Raw genomic sequence first — 19696 nt, 5'->3', positions numbered from 1 at the left:
CGGCGGCGCCCGACGACCTGACCGGTTGTTTCGTGTCGGCCTCGCTGTCGGGATGACGGCGGATGGCGCGGTGTTGCCCTGCGATAAGTCCCCGGGCCGATACCCGTTCCGATTGGTGGTCGCCTTCGAAAAAAGCGGGCGCCGCCCCTCGTGGAGGCGGCGCCCGGTGGATGGGATGGAATCGGTGCCGTCGCGCCGGGCTCAGGTGGCCGGCGGTTCGAACCGGACCGTGTCGATGTTTGCCCGCTCGAAGGCCTGCATCACGTGCTGGTAGGAGCGCTCCATCTCGGTGACCTCGTCGCCCTGGGTCTCTTCGGGTTTGAGGACGAACATCAGCATCGAGCGGCCGGTGACGTCGTAGGTGGCGCCGATGTCCACATGAACGACCTCCTGGCTGTCGGGCAGGTTGGTGTCGAGAAGCCGCGTCCAGGCGGCGCCGCCGACGGAGCCCGGCAGGATGAACGACACCATGTCGTGGTACGCGTTGTAGAGGAACAGCAGCGTCGCATCGCCGCCGCGCCGGTGGATGCCCGAGGCCTGGGCCCGGCCGTCGAGCAGCACCGCGATGGCGCGGGCGTCGCCCTGGCCCCAGTTCTCGGTGCTCATCTCGGCCCCGTCGGGCCGCAGCCAGGTCACGTCCTTGACGCCGAGGTCCTCGTCGTAGGCCGCGGTCAGGAACCGGCCGCGGGTGAGGATCGGCAGCGCCGTGCGCAGGTGCATCAGGCGCTGCGTGAACTCGGCGAGGTCGCGTTCGTCCGAGCCGATCGCCTCCCAGTCGATCCACGAGACCTCGTTGTCCTGGCAGTAGGCGTTGTTGTTGCCGCGCTGGGTGCGGGCGAACTCGTCGCCGGCCAGCAGCATCGGGGTGCCGCGCGAGAGGAACAGGGTCGCCAGCATGTTGCGCATCTGGCGGTTGCGCACCGCCTTGATCGCCGGATCGTCGGTGGGGCCTTCGACGCCGTAGTTGTAGGAGAGGTTGTGGCCGTGGCCGTCCCGGTTGCCCTCGCCGTTGGCCTCGTTGTGCTTCTCGTCGTACGACACCGTGTCGTTGAGCGTGAAGCCGTCGTGGGCCGAGATGAAGTTCACCGACGCCCAAGGCTTGCGCCCGCGCTTGTTGAACTTGTCGGCCGAGCCGGTGATGCGCGAGGCCAGCGACGGCAGCAGGCCCTCGTTGCCGCGCCAGTAGCCGCGCACGTCATCGCGAAAGCGGTCGTTCCACTCGGCCCAGCCGGGCGGGAAGCCGCCGACCTGGTAGCCGCCCGGGCCGCAGTCCCACGGCTCGGCGATGAGCTTGACCTGGTTCAGCACGGGATCCTGCAGGCAGGTGTCGAGGAAGCCGCCGCCCTCGTCGAAGCCATGCGCCTCGCGGCCCAGGATGGTGGCCAGGTCGAACCGGAAGCCGTCGACCCGCATCTCCGTCGCCCAGTACCGCAGCGAATCGGTGACGAGCTGCAGCACGCGGGGATGCGACAGGTTGAAGGTGTTACCCGTGCCGGTGTCGTTGATGTAGAACTGCTCCTGGCCCGGCAGAAGCCGGTAGTAGGAGGCGTTGTCGACGCCCTTGAACGACAGGGTCGGGCCCTTCTCGTTGCCCTCGGCGGTGTGGTTGTACACCACGTCGAGGATGACCTCGAGGCCGGCCCCGTGCATGCGCGCCACCATCTCCTTGAACTCGGAGAAGGCGAAGTCCGGCACCGCCGCGTAGCGCCGCGCCGGCGTGAAGAACGAGATCGTGTTGTAGCCCCAGTAGTTCACCAGGTTCTTTTCCTGGAGGTAGTCGTCCTGCACGAAGGCATGGACGGGCAGCAGCTCCACCGAGGTCACGCCCAGCGACTTGATGTAGTCCAGCACCGCCGGGTTGCCGAGGCCGGCATAGGTCCCGCGCAGGCGCTCGGGCACCAGCGGATGGGTCTTGGTGAAGCCCTTCACGTGGGTCTCGTAGAAGACGGTCTTCTCCCACGGCACGTTGGGCTTGCGGTCGCGGCCCCAGGTGAAGGCCGGGTCGATGACGCGGCTGCGGCGGGTGAACGGCGCGGAATCGCGCTCGTCGAAGGTCAGGTCGTCGCCGGTCTCCATCTGGTAGCCGAACAGGGCCGGGTTCCAGGTGATGGAGCCGACCAGGCCCTTGGCGTAGGGGTCGATCAGGAGCTTGTTGTGGTTGAAGCGGTGGCCGGCCTTGGGCTCGTAGGGGCCGTGGACGCGGTAGCCGTAGATGGTGCCGGGCCGGGCGTCGGGCAGGTAGCCGTGCCAGATCTCGTCGGTGTATTCCGGCAGCTCAATCCGCTCGATCTCCTGCTCGCCGGCCTCGTCGAACAGGCACAGCTCGACCTTGGTAGCGTGGGCCGAGAACAGCGCGAAGTTGACGCCCAGCCCATCCCAGGTGGCCCCGAGGGGGTAGGGTGCGCCTTCGCGGATGCGGGAACGGGCCGAACGGGTCTGCGTGGACGCCTTGGCTGCCTGGAACGTCGAATCGTCGGCCATCATTGCTCCGAAGGTCGGCTCCGTTCCGCTCCGGGCGGCGGACGCGAGCCTGAATCCGACGTGAACGCGTCCCGCCATGCCGAAGCTCCCGCGCACGAGAAATTATTGCTGCGTCGCACCGGGGACGATTGCGGCCGTCCGGGCTTTCGTCCAGTCCTGAGAACCGACGTCCCGTAAGGACCGCGCGCGGGTCGCGACGGCCTCGGGGGAGGAGACGAGTCATGACCGATCAGAGCTTCGAGGCGGCGGGCGAACTCCAGGCGCTGGCCGATCGGCACGGCGTCGGGCTCGATGCGGTCCGCCACCTGGCCCAGGCGCTGGAGGCGGGCCACGGCGCCATGGCCCAGTTCAACCATCCCGACCTCGGCGGCTTCGGGCAATGGTCGGCGGGCGGCATGATCATGATCGGGCAGATGTTCGATACCGCCCTCAAGGCCCGCGTCGCCGCCCTGTGCGACGAGCTCAGCCGGTCCCTGCCGGCGCCGGGCCGGACGGGAGGCGCGGCGGGCCAGTGGTGGCCCGCCAACCTCGGGCGGCCCTCCACCTCCGGCGCCCAGAACGGCCTGCGCTACGCGTATTTCCCCGAGAGCCGGCGCCTGGCCGTCGAGTCAGACGGCGCGCTCTCGCTCTACGACACCGGCATCCACGACATCTCCGGCGTCTCGCTGTCGCAGGGCGGCGGCACCAGGCTGCGCTTCAGCGGCCGCGGCGGCCCCGTCGAGCTCGACCAGCTGACGCGCCTCGACGGCCAGACGCCGCCGCGCCCGCCCGAGTCCCGCCCGCCCGAGTCCCGCCCGCCCGAGTCCCGTCCACCCGAGTCCCGCCCGCCCGAGCCGCGTCCGTTCTATCCCGACCCGGTGGTGCCGATGGCGCCGGCCCCCGAGGCGCCCCCCGAGCCCGCGCCGGCGCCCGAGACGGCGGGCGGCGACGTCCTCGCCACCCTGGAGAAGCTCGCGGCGCTTCACGCCAAGGGCGTCCTCACCGAGGCCGAGTTCTCGTCCAAGAAGGCCGAACTGCTGGCCCGGCTCTGATCCGAGACGGACCTCCTGGCGACGCCATGGACCTGCCGCGCGACCTCATCGACGTCGCCACCATCTACCATGAGCCCGTGGTGGCGGATTTCGCGCATGGCCGGGCCATCCTCGACCGGTTTCCGGACGCGGCCCGGATCGAAGTGCCCTCGCACTGGAACATCCCCACCCTCCACGGCAACGCGGGCGCGGTGGAGGATTGGGTCCGCATCAAGCGCTCGACCCTGGTGCTCGGGGTCAAGAAGGGCCTGAGCCTGCGCCCCAACGGCCGCAGCGCCCACTTCATCGCGCCCTCGACCTCGAACGGCTGCGCCATGGCCTGCGCCTATTGCTACGTGCCCCGGCGCAAGGGCTTCGCCAACCCGATCTCGCTGTTCGTCAACGTCGAGGCGATCGGCGAGGCGATCCGGCGCCACGCCGGCAAGCAGGGGCCGCTCACCGCCCCCGACACGATCGACCCGGAGCGGTGGGTCTACGACATCGGCGAGAACGGCGACCTTTCCGTGGACGCCCTCCTCGGGGACGGCGTGCGCGACCTCGTCGCCCTGTTCCGCGACATCCCCAACGCCAAGGCCTCCTTCGCCACCAAGGCGGTCAACCGCGACCTCCTCGCCTACGAGCCCCGGGGCAAGACCCGCATCCGGTTCTCGCTGATGCCCGAGGGCATCGCCCGGATCGTCGACGTGCGCACCGCGCCGATCATGGAGCGGATCGCGGCCATCGACGACTTCGTGGCCGCCGGCTACGAGGTCCACGTGAATTTCTCGCCGGTGATCCTCTACGAGGGCTGGGAGGCGGATTGGGGCGCGCTGTTCGAGGCCCTCGACGCCGGCATCGGGCCGGCGGCCAAGGCCCAGCTCAAGGCCGAGGTCATCCTGCTCACCCACAATGCCGGGCTCCACGCGGTCAACCTCGGCTGGCACCCCAAGGCCGAGGCGCTGCTGTGGCGCCCCGATATCCAGGAGGCCAAGAGGTCGGAGGGCGGGGGCGACAACCTGCGCTACCGTGCCCGCTGGAAGGCCCAGTGGATCGCGCGCTTCAAGGCGTTGATGGCCGAGCGCATCCCCTATTGCCAGGTCCGCTACGCGTTCTGAGCCCGCTAAGCTGTCCGATCGAAGAAGGAGACCCGTCGATGAACACGCCGCCGATGAGCACGCATGAGAATTACCTGCGCGAGGCGGTGGAACTCGCCGCCGCGAACGTCGCGCAGGGCGGCCGGCCCTATGGCGCCGTCCTCGTCCGGGACGGCGCGGTGATCGCCCGCGCGGCCAACGGCATCCACCTCACCAACGATCCCACCGACCATGCCGAACTGCGGGCCCTGCGCGAGGCGGGCCAGGCGCTCGGCACTCCGAAGCTCGAGGGCGCGGTGATGTACGCGAGCGGGCGTCCCTGCCCGATGTGCCATGCGGCGATGCGTCTGGCGGGTATCCGCGAGGGCTATTTCGCCAATTCCGCCGAGACCGCCGCCGGGTTCGGGCTCCTCGGTGCCGAGATCTACGCCGAACTGTGCCGGCCGCTCGACGAGCAGCCGATGCGCCTCGTGCATCTCGACGTGCCGGACGCGGCCGAGCCCTATGCCGCCTTTCGGGCGCGCCACCCAGCCAAGCCGTGAGTGCGCTTCAGTGCGTCCAGGGCGCGGTGCGGCTGAACTTGAAATTGTCGGAGTATGACAATCCCTTGCGCGGGATCGCCTTCTGCGGCTCGTCGATCCGGTAGGACAGGCCGGCGCGGGTGGCATAGGCCACCGCCTCCTCCTGCGTGTCGAAGGTGAGCCGCACCTGTTGCAGCATGTCGCCCGAGCCGGTCCAGCCCATGAGCGGATCGGTCTCGCGCGGCTCGGTCCGGTCGAATTCGAGGATCCACCGGTGCGTGCGGGCGAGCCCGGACTGGGAGGCATCCTTGGCGGGCCGGTAAATGCGCGCGCTCGACATCGGACGGTTCAAGCCTTCGAGAGACCAACGGACGGACAGGCGGCGAATGGTCGGGGCGATAGGATTCGAACCTACGACCCTCTGGTCCCAAACCAGATGCGCTACCAGACTGCGCTACACCCCGACACGCTCGCGCGCTCCTGGGGCATAGAGTTTTCGCCCCCTCTGGGCAAGCGGCGTTCGCCCAAGCGGGCCGGGTAGCCTCGGCATCCCAGGCGCGCGAGCGCGGTCAGACCAGCATGTCGAGGACGCGCTTCTCGGTCTCGATGGAGGACCTCATGACCGCTGTGTTGAGTGCGACGGCGGCCTTCGATTCGATGAGCTCGATTGCGGTCGTCGAGAGATCGACCTGCGAGGCCTGCGGCAGGCTGGTGCCGAGGGTGGCGACGGTCTCGGCCGCCGCGGAATAGCGTTGCGTCGCCGCCGCCAGCCCGCCCGCCGAAATCGATACCGCGCTGATCATCGCCCTGTCCCCGGCCGCTCCGGGGACGACCCTGCCACGCCGGCCGTGAAGCGAGCGTCAGCAATGTCCGTCGCATTCGATCGATGCGGGCCTTCGTTCGACGAGGGGCGTTGACCTCGGCCGTCGCCGAGCCCACCTGCGCGCCCTGAGGGTGCGGACGGTGCACGTCCAAGGAGACGCGATGATCGACCTCTATTATTGGCCGACCCCGAACGGCCACAAGGTGACGCTGTTCCTCGAGGAGGCCGGCCTGCCCTATGCCATCAAGCCGGTGGACATCGGCAAGGGGGCGCAATTTGCGCCCGACTTCCTGGCGATCGCCCCCAACAACCGCATGCCGGCCATCGTCGACCACGCCCCGGCCTCGGGCACCGCGCCGGTCGCCCTGTTCGAATCCGGCGCGATCCTGCTCTACCTCGCCGAGAAGACCGGGCGGTTCATCCCCGCCGACCTGCACGGCCGCGCCGAGGTGCTGCAATGGCTGTTCTGGCAGATGGGCGGCCTTGGGCCGATGCTCGGCCAGAACCACCATTTCTCGCAATACGCGCCCGAGCCGGTTCCCTACGCCATCGACCGCTACGTCAAGGAGACCAACCGCCTCTACGGCGTCCTCGACCGGCGGCTGGCCGACCGCGCCTATGTGGCGGGAGACGCCTATTCCATCGCCGACATGGCGTCCTACCCCTGGATCGTGCCGTGGGAGAAGCAGGGCCAGACGCTGTCCGACTTCCCGCACCTGTCGCGCTGGTTCGCCGACATCGCCGGGCGCCCGGCCACCAAGGCGGCCTACGCCAGGGCGGCGGCCGTCAACCCCGACCACGGCAAGCCGATGAGCGAGGATGCCAAGAAGGTGATGTTCGGCCAGACCGCCAAACGCGACGGCTGACCGAGGAGGGGGGCGGGCGGCCTTACCGCGCCACCGCCCCCACCATCGGCCCGAGCGGCCGGCTAAGGTCCGAGCGGCCCAGACTCGGGGCGTAGAGGCTCGACACGCTGCCGTCGAGGAACAGGGCGTTGCGGCAGCCCAGATCGTCCTTGAACAGGCGCGCGAAGGCGCCGAACGTCACCGGCCGCTCCGAGATCGCGAACACCGCGGTGCGGCCGTCCTCGCGCACGCCGACCCCGTTGCGGATCTTTTGCGAGGGGCCGTCCGTCGAGATCTTCGGATGGATCTTGCCGTCCACCACCAGCATCGGGCCCGATTGCGTGGCGAAGTCGGGTTTCGGGTTAGTCTTGAGGTAGCGGCCGGTCTCCATCACCCCGGCGCGCTCGCCCTTCACGTAGAAGATGCCGTTGGGCTTGAGGTGGAAGTTGCCCGGGCCGTTGGCGGTGGACACCCCCTTCAGCTCGCGCCCCTCCTCCACGTAGAGCCCCACCGGCGCCTGGCCCTTGTCGTACATGCCGGCATTCATCGCAAAGCCGAGCTGGCTCCCCTGCTTGGTGGCCAGGGTCGAGAGCGACGAATAGGGCAGCCCGTCCGCGTCCAGCCAGAACAGGCGCAGGCGCTCGCGGCGCAGGTCCACCGTGCAGACCGTGAAGGTCTCGCCGTCGGACTGGACCGGCTTGCACGGTGTCGCCGCCTGGCCGGAGGAGATCGGCGCCAGGGTCAGGACGACCACCGCGACCCACCCGGCCCGCCGCCGCCGGACCCGCCCTGGGCGTTCGGGAGTCGCGACCCGCCGGGCCGGCGCGAGTGCCTGGGACGGGATGGGGCCTGCGATCATCGGGATGGGTCCTGCCGCATGAGTCCTGCCGCGTCGCGATCCGCTCCGCAGCCAGACGGGCGATGCGAACGGGCCTGCGATAGCAAGGCTGCGACCCCGGCTCAATCGCCGCCGCGCGGTTCGCGGCACGCCGCCGGCCGTCCCGGATCGGCCGATCCGTCACGGCCCGGTCGGCCCGGTTGACCTCATTCCGCCCACCCCCTATTGCAGGCCCGCTTCCCCATGCGCAGGACCCGCGGCCGCCGCCAGGCCCGTCCGTCATGGGGACGCGAGCGCGTAGCTCAGCTGGTAGAGCAACGGACTTTTAATCTGTAGGTCTTGGGTTCGAACCCCAACGCGCTCACCAATCTTTTCCGTCGCTCGGATCGTCCTCGTGAGACGCGAGGGACCAAAATCCTTCTTCGCCGCTTCGCCGCCGGAAGGGTGGGGCAAGCCCAGGTTAAGGAAGCTCGGTTACCATGATCGCCGCATGGGGGCTTCCGGCCTCCGCGTGGCGCGGGTCCGATTTGCTCGCGTGGGTTCGGTATCGCCGCGGGGCCTGGTGCGTTGCACCTCACGAAGCGACGGGCGTTGGAGGCGGGCCTTGGAGGATCGAGCGGGTGAGTGACGACGGCCACGGCCCGGCGGGACCGGAGGCGCAAGCCCCGGCGGCCTGGGAAATCATGCTGACCGAAGAGGGCGCCACCGAGGACCTCGGCCGCTTCCTCTCCGAGCTGCTCCAGCCCGGCGACATCGTCGCCCTCTCCGGCGGCCTGGGCGGCGGCAAGACCACGCTCGCGCGCGCCATCATCCGCGAGCTGACCGGCGACCCCGCCCTCGACGTGCCGAGCCCGACCTTCACCCTCGTCCAGCCCTACGAGGGCCGACACGGGCGCGCCATCGTGCACGCCGACCTCTACCGCCTGCGCAGCGCCGACGAACTCGTGGAGCTGGGCTTCGACGAGATGACGGAGGGGGCCATCACCCTGGTGGAATGGCCCGAGCGGCTGGGGTTTCGCGAAGGCCCGGTCCTGTCGGTCGACCTGTCGCTGCGGCCGCAGTTCGGCGACGGCGCCCGGTTCGCCCGCATGGACGGCACCGGCGGCATGCGCGGCCGGCTCCTGCGCGCGCGCTCCCTGCGCACCCTGCTCGAGCGCAGCGGCTGGGACGAGGCCACCCGCCTGCCGATGCAGGGCGATGCCTCCTCGCGGGCCTACGAACGCCTCGTGAAGGCCGACGGCGCCAAGGCGGTGCTGATGATCTCGCCGGCCCGGGCCGACGGGCCGCCGGTGCGCAACGGCAAGCCCTACAGCGCCATCGTCAAGCTCGCCGAGAGCGTCCACGCCTTCGTCGCGGTGGACCGGGGCCTGCGGGCGCTGGGCTTCTCGGCGCCCAAGATCTACGGCGAGGACCTCGCCGCCGGCCTCCTGATCCTGGAGGATCTCGGGGCCGAGCCGGTGACCGACGCCAACGGCCCGCGGCCGGAGCGCTACGCCGAGGCGACGCGGCTGCTGGCGCGCCTGCACGGGACGCAGCTGCCCGGCGTGCTGCCGGTCGCGGACGGGATCGACCACGTCCTGCCCCACTACGACCTCGAAGCCCTGCTGTTCGAGACCGAGCTCCTGCCGGACTGGTATTGCCCGGCGATGCGCGGGGCCAGCCTGCCGGTGCCCGCCCGCTCCGAGTTCGTCGCCCTCTGGGCCGAGGTGCTGCGCACCGTCGTGCCCGCGCGCCCGACCTGGACGCTGCGCGACTATCACTCCCCCAACCTGATCTGGCTGCCCGGCCGCGAGGGGCTGGAGCGGATCGGGCTCATCGACTTCCAGGACGCGGTGCTCGGCCACCCGGCCTACGACGTCGCCTCGCTGCTGCAGGACGCCCGGGTCGACGCCAGCCCGGACCTCGAGCTGCGGCTGCTCGGCCTCTATGCCCGCGAGCGCCGCGCCCGCGAGCCGGAGTTCGACGTCGAGGACTTCGCCCGCGCCTATGCGGTGCTGGCCGCGCAGCGGGCCACCAAGATCCTGGGCATCTTCGCCCGCCTCGACCGCCGCGACGGCAAGCCCGGCTATCTCGCCCACCTGCCGCGCATCGAGCGGTATCTCGCCCGCAACCTCGCGCATCCGGCGTTGACACGCCTGCGCCTCTGGCACGAGGAACACCTGCCCGCGCTGCTGGCCCCCCGCGACGCGACGCCGACCCCCTGATCCCACACCGATACGGCAGGACCCGCATGCCAGAGCCCGCCGCCCCCGCGATCACCCGCGCCTTCGTCCTGGCCGCCGGCCTCGGCACCCGGATGCGCCCGGTCACCGACACGCTCCCGAAGTCCCTCGTCCCGGTGGCCGGCCGCGCGCTCATCGACCACGCCCTCGACCGGGCCGCGGAAGGCGGGATCACCGACGCGGTGGTCAACGTCCATTACCTCGCCGACCTCGTCGAGGCGCATCTGGCCCGCCGTGCCGCGCCGCCCGCGGTGACGGTCTCCGACGAGCGCGAAGCGCTCCTGGAGACCGGCGGCGGCATCAAGAAGGCGCTGCCGCTGGTGGGCGCCGACCCCTTCGTGGTGTTCAACTCCGATTCGTTCTGGCTGGAGGGGCCACGCTCGAACCTCGCCCGCCAGATCGCCGCCTGGCGCCCGCAGGACATGGACATCCTACTCCTGGTCGCCTCCGCCGCCACCAGCCTGGGCTACGACGGTAACGGCGACTTCGTGATGGACGCCGAGGGCCGGCTGCAGCGCCGCGGCGAACGCCAGGTCGCCCCCTTCATCTATGCCGGCGTCGCCATCCTGAAGCCCGAGCTGTTCGCCGACACGCCCGACGGCCCGTTTTCCCTCAACCTGCTGTTCGACCGCGCCGCCGAGCGCGAGCGCCTGTTCGGACTGCGCCTCGACGGCCAATGGCTCCACGTCGGCACGCCCCAGGCGATCGTCGCGGCCGAGGCACGGGTGAAGGCGAGCGCGCGGGTGCCGTGAGGATGAAGGCGGTGCCACGTCCGGAATAGTCGTCGCGCCGGCCCTCTTTGGCCGAATGACAGGTCATCATGCCCGCCTCCCGCGTCTTCACGATTCCCCCCGGAGTCCCCTTCCTCCCGACCCTCGCCGAGGCCCTCGTCGGGGGGCGGCTGGTGGGCGACCTCGGGGGCGATCCCCTGGCGCTGGCCGGCGTCACCCTCTACCTGCCGACGCGCCGCGCGGCGCGGGCGCTCTCGGGGTGCCTCGCCGAGCGCCTCGGCGGGGCCGCCCTGCTGCCGCGGATGATCCCGCTGGGCGAGGCCGACGAGGCCGAACTCGACCTCGCCGCGACGCCGCTCCTCGAGAACGGCCCCGATCCGCTCGCCCCGGCGATGCCGCCCCTGGAGCGGCGCCTGATCCTGGCGCGCCTGGTCCAGTCCTGGGCCGAGACCGTGGACCGCGCCCTCCTGCCCATCGACGACGACGTGCCCTTCCTGGTGCCGTCCTCCCCCGCGGACGCGGTGGCCCTGGCCGGCGACCTCGAACGCCTGATGGACGCGCTCACCGTGGAGGGCCTGCCCTGGGCCGAGATCGCCGGGGCCGTCGAGGCGGAATACTCGCGCTATTTCGGGCTCACCCTCGATTTCGTGCGTATCGCCGCCGAGAACTGGCCGGCGATCCTGCATGACCGCGGCCTCGGCGACCCGGTGGTGCGCTCGCGCCTGATGGTGATGGCCGAGGCCGACCGCCTGGGGCGCGAGCCCCTGGCCGGTCCGGTGATCGTGGCCGGCTCCACCGGCTCGGTCCCGGCCACCGCCCGGCTCATCGCCGCGGTGGCCGCCCTGCCGCGCGGGGCGGTGGTGCTGCCGGGGCTCGACCAGGACCTCGACGCCCCCGGCTGGACCGCCATCGACACCGGCGAGGGCGCGGAGCGGGAGATCGCCCACGGCCATCCGCAGGCGATCCTGCACCGCCTGCTCGGGCCGCGCGGGCTCGCCCTCGACCGCAGCGAGGTCGTCGTCCTCGGCGCGCCCTCGCAGGAGGCCCGCGCCCGCGCGGCGCTGCTGTCCCAGGCCCTGCGCCCGGCCGAGACCACCGACGCCTGGGCCGATCTCGCCGCCTCCGTGCGTGACGATCTCGCCCGCCGGGGACTCGCCGGGCTCGCGGTGGTGGAGGCCGCCGACGAGCGCCAGGAGGCCCTGGTCGCGGCCATCGCCCTGCGCGAGACCCTGGAGACCCCCGGTGCCACGGCCGCCCTCGTCACCCCCGACCGCAACCTCGCCATCCGGGTCGCGGCGGAGCTCGGCCGCTGGGGCATCGTGGCGGAGGATTCGGCGGGCGAACCCCTCTCGCGCAGCCAGGCGGGGCGCTTCGCCCGCCTCGTGGCGGAACTCGCGACCGACCTGAAGCCGGCAAAGCTCATCGCCCTGCTGGCGCATCCCTACGTCCGCCTCGCCATGCCGCGCTCGGACGTGGTGCGCGCCGCCGCCGCCCTGGAGATCGGCGTGCTGCGCGGCCCCGCGCCGGGGCCGGGCCTTGTCGGCATCGCCAAGGCGCTGGACGACCAGCGCGCCGCCACCGGCCGCCGGCCGAGGCCCAAGCGCCGCCTCGCCGACCGGGACTGGGACCTGGCCGCCGAGCTGATCGCCCGCCTGACCGACGCCCTGGCCGACTTCGTGGTCCCCGACGTCTCCGCGCCCGAAAACCTCGTGGCGATCGCCGGCCGGCACCGGGCCGCCTGCGACCGGCTGCTGGCCTGCCCCGAGACCGAGATGCCCGCCGACGGGTCGCTGGAGGGGCTCGACACCCTGTTCGACGACCTCGCCATGGCCGAGCCCGGCCTGATGCCGGGCACCTTCGCCGAGTACCCCGCCTTCTTCACCGCGCTCTGCGCCGAGCGGGTCGTCACCTGCGGCGGGCCGGCGCCGCACCCGCGCGTGCGCATCCTCGGCCTCCTCGAATCCCGCCTGATGGACGTCGACCGCGTCGTGCTCGGCGGCCTCGACGAGGGGGTGTGGCCGTCGCGCACGGTGACCGATTCCTTCCTCAACCGGCCGATGCGCGAGCGGGTGGGCCTGAACCCGCCCGAGCGCCGGATCGGCCAGAGCGCCCACGACTTCGTCCAGGCGCTGGGCTGCCGCGACGCGGTGATCACGCGGGCGGGCAAGCGCGACGGTTCGCCGACGGTGCCCTCGCGCTTTCTCCAGCGCCTGCGCGCCTTCGTCGGCGATGCGCGCTGGGAGACGGCGCTGGGGCAGGGACGGCGCCTCGCGGGCTTCGCCGACAGGCTCGACCACGGCGGCCCGCCGCCGCCGCGGCTGGCCCAGCCGCGGCCACGGCCCGATCCGGCCCTGTTCCCGCGCTCCCTCAGCGTCACCGAGATCGAGACGCTGGTGCGCGACCCCTACGTCATCTTCGCCCGCCACGTGCTCGGGCTCGAACCGCTGGAGCCGGTGGCGGCGATGCCGGGTGCGGCCGAGCGCGGCACCCTGGTCCACGACATCCTCGGCCGGTTCGCGGACGACCACCCCGAGGCGCTGCCCGCCGATGCCCCCGAGCGCCTCTACGCCCTGGCGCTCGACGCCTTCGGAAGCATCGCCGACACCTATCCCGAGCTCTACGCGGAGTGGTGGCCGCGCTACGAGCGCATGGCCGGCCGCTTCCTCGACTGGGAGGCGCAGCGCCGGCCCGGCCTGAGGCGCATCCATCCGGAGGTGTCGGGCAAGTGGGTGATCCCCCTGGGGACCGACAGCGTCACCCTGCGCGCCCGCGCCGACCGGATCGAGCTGGCGCGCGACGGGACCGCCTGCATCGTCGACTTCAAGACCGGGGCGCCGCCGAGCAACAGGGAGGTCTTCGCCGGGTTCTCGCCACAGCTCACCCTGGAGGCGGCGATGCTCAAGGCCGGTGCCTTCGCGGGGATCGCCGCCTCCGCGGGAACGCCGGACCTGCTCTACGTCCACGCGTCGGGCGGGCGCGACCCGTTCGTGCCACGGCCCCTCAAACCGCCGCGCGGCGATGCCCGCGGGGTCGAGGGCATCGTCGAGGAGCACACCGCCCGCCTGCGCGGCCTGCTCGCCCGCTTCCTGTCCGGCGAGGCCGCCTACACCTCGCGGCCCTACCCGAAATACGCCAAATCCTACGGCGATTACGACCACCTCGCCCGGGTGCTGGAATGGTCGCTCGGCGGCGAGGAGGACTAGGCCCATGAACCGCGCCTTCGTCGTCGACGCCCTCACCAAGGACAAGCAGCGGCGCGCCGCCGATCCGCGCGCCTCCGCCTGGGTCTCGGCCAATGCCGGGACGGGCAAGACCAAGGTGCTCACCGACCGGGTCGTGCGCCTCCTCCTCGACGGGGCGGCGCCGGCCCGCATCCTGTGCCTCACCTTCACCAAGGCGGCCGCCGCCAACATGTCGATCCGGGTGTTCCAGCGGCTCGGGCGCTGGGTCACCCTCGACGAGGCGGCGTTGTCGGCCGAGCTGGCGGAACTCACCGGGCAGGTGCCCCGGCGCGAGACCGTCAACCTCGCCCGCCGGCTGTTCGCCCGCGCCGTCGAGACGCCGGGCGGGCTCAAGATCGAGACCCTGCACGCGCTGTGCGAGCGGCTGCTGCACCTGTTTCCCTTCGAGGCCAACGTCCCGGCCCGCTTCGTTGTCCTCGACGACGACCAATCGCGGGACGCCTTTGCCATCGAGACCGACAACGTGCTCGCCGACGCCATCGGCGCCCGCGCTTCCGATCTCGGGGCCGCCCTCGCCGTGGTCGGGCCCGAGGCCACGGGCGACGCCCTGCGCAAGGTCATCCGCGACGCGATCCGTGCGCGCCGGGTGATCGGCGACCCGCGCGGTCTCGACGCCGCCTTCTCCGCGCTCGCCCGCAGCCTCGGTCTCGGCGCCGGCGACACGGCCCCGGAGATCGAGCGGCGCATGCTCGACGACGGGCTTTCCGACTGGCCCGGCCTCGCCGCCCGCCTGCGCACGGGCAAATCCACCGACGAGCAGCTCGCCGACCTCCTGGTCCAGGCCGAGGCGGCGCGGGGAACGCCCGCGGCGCTCGGCCTGTACCGCTGCGTGTTCTTCACCAAGGACGGCGAGGGGACGTCCAAGGCCGACCGCAGCCTCGGCACCAAGGGCGTGCCCGAGGACGTGAAGCAGGACCTCCTGGCCGAGCGCGACCGGCTGGCGCTGCTGCTCGATACCCTGCGCGCGGCGCGGACCCTGGAGCGGACGCAGGCCCTGTTCACCCTGGCGCGGGAGATCCACCGCCGTGTCGAGGCCCAGAAGGCGCGTCTCGGCGCGCTCGACTTCGACGACCTCATCCACAAGACCCTCGACCTGCTGTCGCGGACCGGTGCGGCCTGGGTGCTGTACAAGCTCGACCGCGGCGTCGACCACGTCCTCGTCGACGAAGCGCAGGATACCAACCCGCAGCAGTGGGAGATCCTGCGCCTCGTCACCGCCGAGTTCGCCGCCGGCGAGGGTGCGCGCGACCGCCTGCGGACGCGCTTCGCCGTGGGCGACCCCAAGCAGTCGATCTACAGCTTCCAGGGGGCTGAGCCGCGCGCCTTCGAGGCGGTGCGGCAGGAATGGCGAGGGGCGGCGCAGAAGGCCGGACTTGCCTTCGAGGACGTCGAGCTGCAGCTCTCGTTCCGCTCGACGCTGGGCATCCTGGGCGCCGTGGACGCCACCTTCGCGCTGCCCGACCACTACCAGGGGCTGGCCTTCGACGACGCGACGAAGCCCGGCACGATCCACACCACGGCCCGCCGGGGCGCCCCCGGTGCCGTCGAACTCTGGCCGATCGTCGAGCCGGTGGACGAGGTCGAGCCCGATGCCTGGGCGGCCCCGGTGGATGCGCCGGAGGCCAACGCGCCGGCTATCGTCACGGCTCGTCGCATCGCCAGGGCGGTGCGGGGCTGGACCCTGCACGGCGACGAAACCGGCCGCGTCTGGAGGCCGGGCGAGATCCTGATCCTGGTGCGCAAGCGCTCGGCCGCCTTCGAGGAGGTGATCCGCGCCATGAAGGCCCTGGGCGTGCCGGTGGCCGGCCAGGACCGGCTCGACATCGCCGCCCATATCGCCGTCAACGACCTCGTTGCGGCGGGTCGGGCCGGGCTGCTGCCGGCCGACGACCTGACCCTGGCCGGGGCCCTCAAGACGCCTCTGGTCGGCCTCGACGACGACGACCTCGTGCGGCTCGCCGCCCGGCGCGAGGAATCCGAGACCCTGGAGGACGCCCTCCACCGCCACGCCGCCGCCGGCGATCCCGCCGCGCTGCGGGCGGTGGCCGCGCTGCGCCTCTGGATCGATCTCTCCGCCACCAGCGGCCCGTTCGGGTTCTACGCGGCGATCCTCGGGCCCCACGGCGGGCGCCGTGCCCTGGTGGCACGTCTCGGCGAGGAGGCGGGCGACGCCATCGACGTGTTCCTGGCCGCCGCCGCGCAGGTGGAGCAGGGCAGCGACGCGCCCTCGCTCGGCGGGTTCCTGACGCGCTACCTCGCGGCCTCCGGGCGCGGCGAGGCCGGCCACACCGTCAAGCGCGACCTCGAATCCGGCCGCGACGAAGTCCGCGTCATGACCGTCCACGGCGCCAAGGGGCTGGAGGCGCCCCTCGTGGTGATCATCGACGGTTGCGAGAAGCCGGGCGGCAACGATCCGCCGCTGCTGCCGATGTCGGCCGCCCGGGACGAGGCGCTGCCCCCGGTGTGGTCGAGCAAGAGCCAGGACTGCGAGGCCGCGGCCACCGCCAGGGCCGACCTGCAGGCCCGGGCCCGCGAGGAGCACAACCGCCTCCTCTACGTGGCGATGACCCGGGCCGCCGACCGCCTCGTGGTCGCGCCCTATCGCGGGCGTACCGCCGCCGAACCGGCGGCCTGGTGCGAGATGATCCGCACCGGCCTCGAATCCGCTCGCGGCGCCGGGCAGGCCATCGAGACCCCCCACGGGCCGGCGACCCTCTGGCGCGAGGGCGAGGGCGCCGCGTCGACGGAAACGGACATTCTCTTGCCGGCGGCAGAGGTGGACGCGCCGGCCTGGCTCTCGGCGCCGGCACCCGACGAGATCGCGGTCGCGCCGCCCTTGAGCCCCTCGGGCGCGCTCGCCGCCGCCGACGGGCAGCGCATGCCGGCCCGGCGCCAGGCGGACCCGGAACCGCGCCGGCGCGGCGTTCTCATCCACGCCCTGCTCGAACATCTCCCCCGCCTCGACCCCGCCCTCCGCCGCGACGCCGCCACCGCCTTCGTGCGGGCACGCGCACCCGCCCTCGACGACCATACCCGCAGGGCCATCGTCGCAGCGGTGCTGCGGCTCATCGAGGAGCCCGACCTCGCGCCGCTGTTTGCCCGCGAGGCCCGGGCGGAGGTGACGCTCACCGGTCGTGTGACGGTGGGGGGGCGCCTGCGCCCGGTCGTCGGCCGGGTCGATCGCCTGGCTGTGACGGAGGGCGAGGTCTGGCTCGCCGACTTCAAGACCGGCCGGCCTCCGCCGGACGACGCCGGCCCACCCCCGGCGGAGGCGGGCCAGATCGCGCTTTATGCGGCCCTGCTCGGGGAGATCTATCCGGGCCGCACCGTCAAGCCGATGCTGGTCTGGACCTCGGGCCCCACCATCCGCCGCCTCGATGCGGCGGCGGTGGCGGCGGCCCTGCAGGCTCTCGCGGAACGCGAAAGCTGAGAAGCGCGGCTGGAGCTCCCTGTCGACGACCGCGCCCTCGCCCCGAGGGGATCAGTTCCCCGAGGCCGGCGTCAGCTTGAGGATCTTGCCGTCCGGGCCATCGGTGAGGGCATAGACGGCGCCCTCCGGGCCGACCTTCACGTCGCGGATGCGTTCGTTCAGGGGCACCCGCTCCTCGGTGGCCACCGTGTCGCCGTCGAGCTTCACCACCACGAGGCCGCCGCTGACGAGGCCGCCGAGCAGGAAGGCGTCCGACCACGCCGGAAACAGCGCGCCCTGGTAGAGCGTCAGGCTCGAGGGACCGATCACCGGGTCCCAGTAGTAGACCGGCTGCACGGTGCCGGGCGCCTGGGTCTTGCCCGCACCGATCTTGCCGCCGTCGTACTCGATGCCGTAGCTCGCGTCGGGCCAGCCGTAGTTCAGCCCGGCACGGGGCCGGTTGAGCTCGTCGCCGCCGCGCGGGCCGTGCTCGGCCGTCCAGACCCGGCCCTCGGCGTCGAGGGCGATACCCTGGACGTTGCGGTGGCCGTAGGACCAGACCTCGGGCTTGCCCTTGTCGCTGCCCGCGAAGGGGTTGTCCTTGGGCACGCTGCCGTCGGGATCGACCCGGAACACCTTGCCCAGGCCGCTGGCGAGGTCCTGCGCCTGCACGCGGGGGCCCTTGTCGGAGCGCTCGCCCACCGTGATGAACAGCTTGCCGTCCGGCGCGAACACGAGGCGCGAGCCATAGTGCTTGTCGCCCTCGTAGGCCGGGGTCTGGCGGAAGATCACCTTGAGGTCGTCGAGCTTGGCGCCGCCGCCGTCCTCCACCAGCTTGGCCCTGGCAACGGTGGTGCCGTTGCCCTTCTCGCGCGGCTCGGCGTAGCTCAGGTAGACCATCTTGTCCGAGGCGAAGCCGGGGCTGAGGGCCACGTCGAGGAGGCCGCCCTGGCCGCGGGCATCGACCTTGGGCACGCCGGCGATCGGCTTGCCGAGGGTGCCGTCCTTGGCGATCAGGCGCAGGGTGCCGGCCTTCTCGGTGAGGATCATGCGGCCGTCGGGCAGGAACTCGAAGGCCCAGCCGCTGGCGATGCCCTGCGCGGCGGTGGCGGTGGCGACCTTGGTCTCTGTCGCGGGCTTGGGCGCACGGGTCTGGCCGGGGGTCATCGGCGTGTAGGAGGTGTTCGGGCTTTCGGTCTCCGCCGGCGTACCCTGGGCCTGGGCCATCGCCGCGGAGCCGAGGATGGTGCAGGTGGCGAGCAGGATCTGTGTGAGATGCTTCACGTGGGATGGTCCTCCATGCGGCCGTGGCGGCCGCCCGCGGCGGGGCTCGCGCCTCGTCCCCACCGGGGCCGTCGAGGGCGCGACGTCACGCAGAGATGGGGCGGTCGGGGCTCCGCTTCGACCCCCGTCGCGCCGATACCGCGTCCGGCGGGTCGCCGGTTGGGGGAAACCGCCGCCGGGTGCGCCATCACTCACGCCCCGGCCGGCAAGCGCCTTGACCCGGTCCGGTCGCATCGCCACGTTCCTCGTCAGTCGCGGCGGCCGATGGATGAGAGGCCGTCCGTGAAATCGGAAAGGGATTGCGTGATGGCGACGGTAAAGGTGACCGACGCGAGCTTCGAACAGGACGTCCTGAAGTCCGTCGAGCCCGTGGTCGTGGATTTCTGGGCCGAGTGGTGCGGCCCGTGCCGTCAGATCGGTCCGGCGCTGGAGGAAATTGCCACCGATCTTCAGGGTCGCGTGAAGATCGCCAAGGTCAACGTCGACGAGAATCCCGGCATCGCCGCCCAGTACGGCATCCGGTCGATCCCGACGCTCCTGATCTTCAAGGACGGGCAGCTGGCGAGCCAGAAGGTCGGCGCCGCCCCCAAGGGCGACCTGTCCCGCTGGATCCAGGCGAGCGCGTAACCGCTTCCCTCCGGCAGCACGAGAATGCGAACCCGGCCTTCGAGCCGGGTTTTTTCATGCCCGATTTTTTCATGCCCGATTGCGATCGTCCGCGGCGCAGGGATGGATGCCGGGCGAGGGAGGGCGGTCTCGCGGAGTTGGCACCGGATGGCGGAGGCGCGCCGGTCCCTTACCGCGCAGAGTGTGCGCCGCTGCCCCGGCGCCGCCGGCGGCGGCGCGACCGGCCCGATCGACGAAAGTCTTCCCGGTACCTTGGAGCCAATCCAAGATATCCGTGTTTCCCCCGGGCATCCGACGTCGACGGCTGGGCCCGCGCCCTGTCCGTCGCCCCCCGTCATGGGGCCGGACAGCGAGATGCGAAGGCCTGGAGACAGCGACGTGAATCGGAGAGACCTGATGGTTGGAGCGTCGGCTGCCGCGACCCTTGGCGCCGTCCCGACGGTTGCGGGGGCCGCACCCGCGTCGGCCGGCGCGCCGGTGGTGACCGAAGTCGCCCTGACGGTGAACGGCGAGCGTCACGCGCTCGCGCTCGACACGCGCACGACGCTGCTCGACGCGGTGCGCGAGCA

The 19696-nt window shown here is 72.1% G+C and carries 14 protein-coding genes and 2 tRNA genes; 10 read left to right on the top strand and 6 right to left on the bottom strand.

What is annotated here, in order from left to right; genetic code table 11:
* Nucleotides 1–201 precede the first annotated feature (201 nt).
* Nucleotides 202–2481: a glycogen debranching protein GlgX gene (gene glgX / locus ASG59_RS03575; protein WP_055886469.1), complete on the bottom strand. Its 2280-nt coding sequence runs from the start codon at nucleotides 2479–2481 to the stop codon at nucleotides 202–204.
* A 221-nt stretch (nucleotides 2482–2702) separates the two neighbouring features.
* Here glgX and ASG59_RS03570 point away from each other — a divergent pair, with 221 nt between their 5' ends.
* From ASG59_RS03570 to ASG59_RS03560, 3 genes are read left to right on the top strand one after another with little or no spacing between them, the layout of a single operon-like run.
* Nucleotides 2703–3512: an SHOCT domain-containing protein gene (locus ASG59_RS03570; RefSeq protein ID WP_056407043.1), complete on the top strand. Its 810-nt coding sequence runs from the start codon at nucleotides 2703–2705 to the stop codon at nucleotides 3510–3512.
* Between the two features lie 26 nt (nucleotides 3513–3538).
* The gene (locus tag ASG59_RS03565; protein WP_055886136.1) at nucleotides 3539–4606 is read left to right on the top strand and encodes a spore photoproduct lyase family protein; all 1068 of its coding nucleotides are present in this window, start codon (nucleotides 3539–3541) and stop codon (nucleotides 4604–4606) included.
* Between the two features lie 53 nt (nucleotides 4607–4659).
* Entirely contained in the window at nucleotides 4660–5127 is a 468-nt protein-coding gene (locus ASG59_RS03560; RefSeq protein ID WP_056282192.1) for a nucleoside deaminase, read from the top strand.
* Between the two features lie 7 nt (nucleotides 5128–5134).
* Here the strand turns inward: ASG59_RS03560 and ASG59_RS03555 are convergent, their stop codons facing one another.
* The 3 genes from ASG59_RS03555 to ASG59_RS03545 form a co-directional block, all read right to left on the bottom strand.
* Nucleotides 5135–5446 (bottom strand): ETC complex I subunit, encoded by a 312-nt coding sequence (locus ASG59_RS03555; RefSeq protein ID WP_055886133.1) that lies wholly within the window; start codon nucleotides 5444–5446, stop codon nucleotides 5135–5137.
* Between the two features lie 47 nt (nucleotides 5447–5493).
* Nucleotides 5494–5570: transfer RNA gene (locus tag ASG59_RS03550), tRNA-Pro, on the bottom strand.
* Nucleotides 5571–5675: 105 nt separating this feature from the next.
* Nucleotides 5676–5909: a hypothetical protein gene (locus ASG59_RS03545; protein WP_055886130.1), complete on the bottom strand. Its 234-nt coding sequence runs from the start codon at nucleotides 5907–5909 to the stop codon at nucleotides 5676–5678.
* 181 nt (nucleotides 5910–6090) lie between these two features.
* On the opposite strand from ASG59_RS03545, the gene ASG59_RS03540 reads away from it, so the two are divergent.
* Nucleotides 6091–6795: a glutathione binding-like protein gene (locus ASG59_RS03540; protein ID WP_056407041.1), complete on the top strand. Its 705-nt coding sequence runs from the start codon at nucleotides 6091–6093 to the stop codon at nucleotides 6793–6795.
* A gap of 22 nt (nucleotides 6796–6817) precedes the next feature.
* Here the strand turns inward: ASG59_RS03540 and ASG59_RS03535 are convergent, their stop codons facing one another.
* Nucleotides 6818–7633 (bottom strand): phosphodiester glycosidase family protein, encoded by an 816-nt coding sequence (locus tag ASG59_RS03535; RefSeq protein ID WP_082528604.1) that lies wholly within the window; start codon nucleotides 7631–7633, stop codon nucleotides 6818–6820.
* A gap of 270 nt (nucleotides 7634–7903) precedes the next feature.
* Between ASG59_RS03535 and ASG59_RS03530 the strand changes: the two genes are divergently transcribed.
* The 5 genes from ASG59_RS03530 to addA all read left to right on the top strand — a co-directional run bounded on the left by ASG59_RS03530 (nucleotide 7904) and on the right by addA (nucleotide 17237).
* Nucleotides 7904–7979: transfer RNA gene (locus tag ASG59_RS03530), tRNA-Lys, on the top strand.
* A gap of 316 nt (nucleotides 7980–8295) precedes the next feature.
* On the top strand, nucleotides 8296–9816 hold the full coding sequence (gene tsaE / locus ASG59_RS03525) for a tRNA (adenosine(37)-N6)-threonylcarbamoyltransferase complex ATPase subunit type 1 TsaE (RefSeq protein ID WP_055886460.1): 1521 nt from the start codon (nucleotides 8296–8298) through the stop codon (nucleotides 9814–9816).
* Nucleotides 9817–9842: 26 nt separating this feature from the next.
* Nucleotides 9843–10586, top strand: a complete 744-nt coding sequence (locus ASG59_RS03520) for a nucleotidyltransferase family protein (protein WP_056407039.1) — start codon at nucleotides 9843–9845, stop codon at nucleotides 10584–10586.
* 68 nt (nucleotides 10587–10654) lie between these two features.
* On the top strand, nucleotides 10655–13768 hold the full coding sequence (addB, locus tag ASG59_RS03515; protein WP_056407038.1) for a double-strand break repair protein AddB: 3114 nt from the start codon (nucleotides 10655–10657) through the stop codon (nucleotides 13766–13768).
* A 4-nt stretch (nucleotides 13769–13772) separates the two neighbouring features.
* The gene (addA, locus tag ASG59_RS03510) at nucleotides 13773–17237 is read left to right on the top strand and encodes a double-strand break repair helicase AddA (protein WP_056407036.1); all 3465 of its coding nucleotides are present in this window, start codon (nucleotides 13773–13775) and stop codon (nucleotides 17235–17237) included.
* 51 nt (nucleotides 17238–17288) lie between these two features.
* On the opposite strand, the gene ASG59_RS03505 is transcribed toward addA, so the two are convergent.
* Nucleotides 17289–18443: a PQQ-dependent sugar dehydrogenase gene (locus ASG59_RS03505; RefSeq protein ID WP_056407107.1), complete on the bottom strand. Its 1155-nt coding sequence runs from the start codon at nucleotides 18441–18443 to the stop codon at nucleotides 17289–17291.
* 363 nt (nucleotides 18444–18806) lie between these two features.
* Here ASG59_RS03505 and trxA point away from each other — a divergent pair, with 363 nt between their 5' ends.
* Nucleotides 18807–19127: a thioredoxin gene (gene trxA / locus ASG59_RS03500; RefSeq protein ID WP_055886110.1), complete on the top strand. Its 321-nt coding sequence runs from the start codon at nucleotides 18807–18809 to the stop codon at nucleotides 19125–19127.
* Nucleotides 19128–19696: the final 569 nt, after the last annotated feature.

The sequence above is a fragment of the Methylobacterium sp. Leaf466 genome (assembly GCF_001425565.1).
In the GTDB taxonomy this organism is placed as follows: Bacteria; Pseudomonadota; Alphaproteobacteria; order Rhizobiales; family Beijerinckiaceae; genus Methylobacterium.
The sequence above is the reverse complement of the archived record's forward strand: the minus strand, read 5'-3'. Positions and strand labels throughout refer to the sequence as shown.

What these genes read in the sequence shown, in the direction of transcription:
- ASG59_RS03545 (WP_055886130.1), bottom strand. Translation starts at nt 5,909, where the DNA reads ATGATCAGCGCGGTATCGATTTCGGCGGGCGGGCTGGCGGCGGCGACG.
- ASG59_RS03570 (WP_056407043.1), top strand. Translation starts at nt 2,703, where the DNA reads ATGACCGATCAGAGCTTCGAGGCGGCGGGCGAACTCCAGGCGCTGGCC.
- addA (WP_056407036.1), top strand. Translation starts at nt 13,773, where the DNA reads ATGAACCGCGCCTTCGTCGTCGACGCCCTCACCAAGGACAAGCAGCGG.
- ASG59_RS03560 (WP_056282192.1), top strand. Translation starts at nt 4,660, where the DNA reads ATGAGCACGCATGAGAATTACCTGCGCGAGGCGGTGGAACTCGCCGCC.
- ASG59_RS03565 (WP_055886136.1), top strand. Translation starts at nt 3,539, where the DNA reads ATGGACCTGCCGCGCGACCTCATCGACGTCGCCACCATCTACCATGAG.
- ASG59_RS03505 (WP_056407107.1), bottom strand. Translation starts at nt 18,443, where the DNA reads ATGGCCCAGGCCCAGGGTACGCCGGCGGAGACCGAAAGCCCGAACACC.
- ASG59_RS03535 (WP_082528604.1), bottom strand. Translation starts at nt 7,633, where the DNA reads ATGATCGCAGGCCCCATCCCGTCCCAGGCACTCGCGCCGGCCCGGCGG.
- addB (WP_056407038.1), top strand. Translation starts at nt 10,655, where the DNA reads ATGCCCGCCTCCCGCGTCTTCACGATTCCCCCCGGAGTCCCCTTCCTC.
- ASG59_RS03540 (WP_056407041.1), top strand. Translation starts at nt 6,091, where the DNA reads ATGATCGACCTCTATTATTGGCCGACCCCGAACGGCCACAAGGTGACG.
- ASG59_RS03555 (WP_055886133.1), bottom strand. Translation starts at nt 5,446, where the DNA reads ATGTCGAGCGCGCGCATTTACCGGCCCGCCAAGGATGCCTCCCAGTCC.
- glgX (WP_055886469.1), bottom strand. Translation starts at nt 2,481, where the DNA reads ATGGCCGACGATTCGACGTTCCAGGCAGCCAAGGCGTCCACGCAGACC.
- tsaE (WP_055886460.1), top strand. Translation starts at nt 8,296, where the DNA reads ATGCTGACCGAAGAGGGCGCCACCGAGGACCTCGGCCGCTTCCTCTCC.
- trxA (WP_055886110.1), top strand. Translation starts at nt 18,807, where the DNA reads ATGGCGACGGTAAAGGTGACCGACGCGAGCTTCGAACAGGACGTCCTG.
- ASG59_RS03520 (WP_056407039.1), top strand. Translation starts at nt 9,843, where the DNA reads ATGCCAGAGCCCGCCGCCCCCGCGATCACCCGCGCCTTCGTCCTGGCC.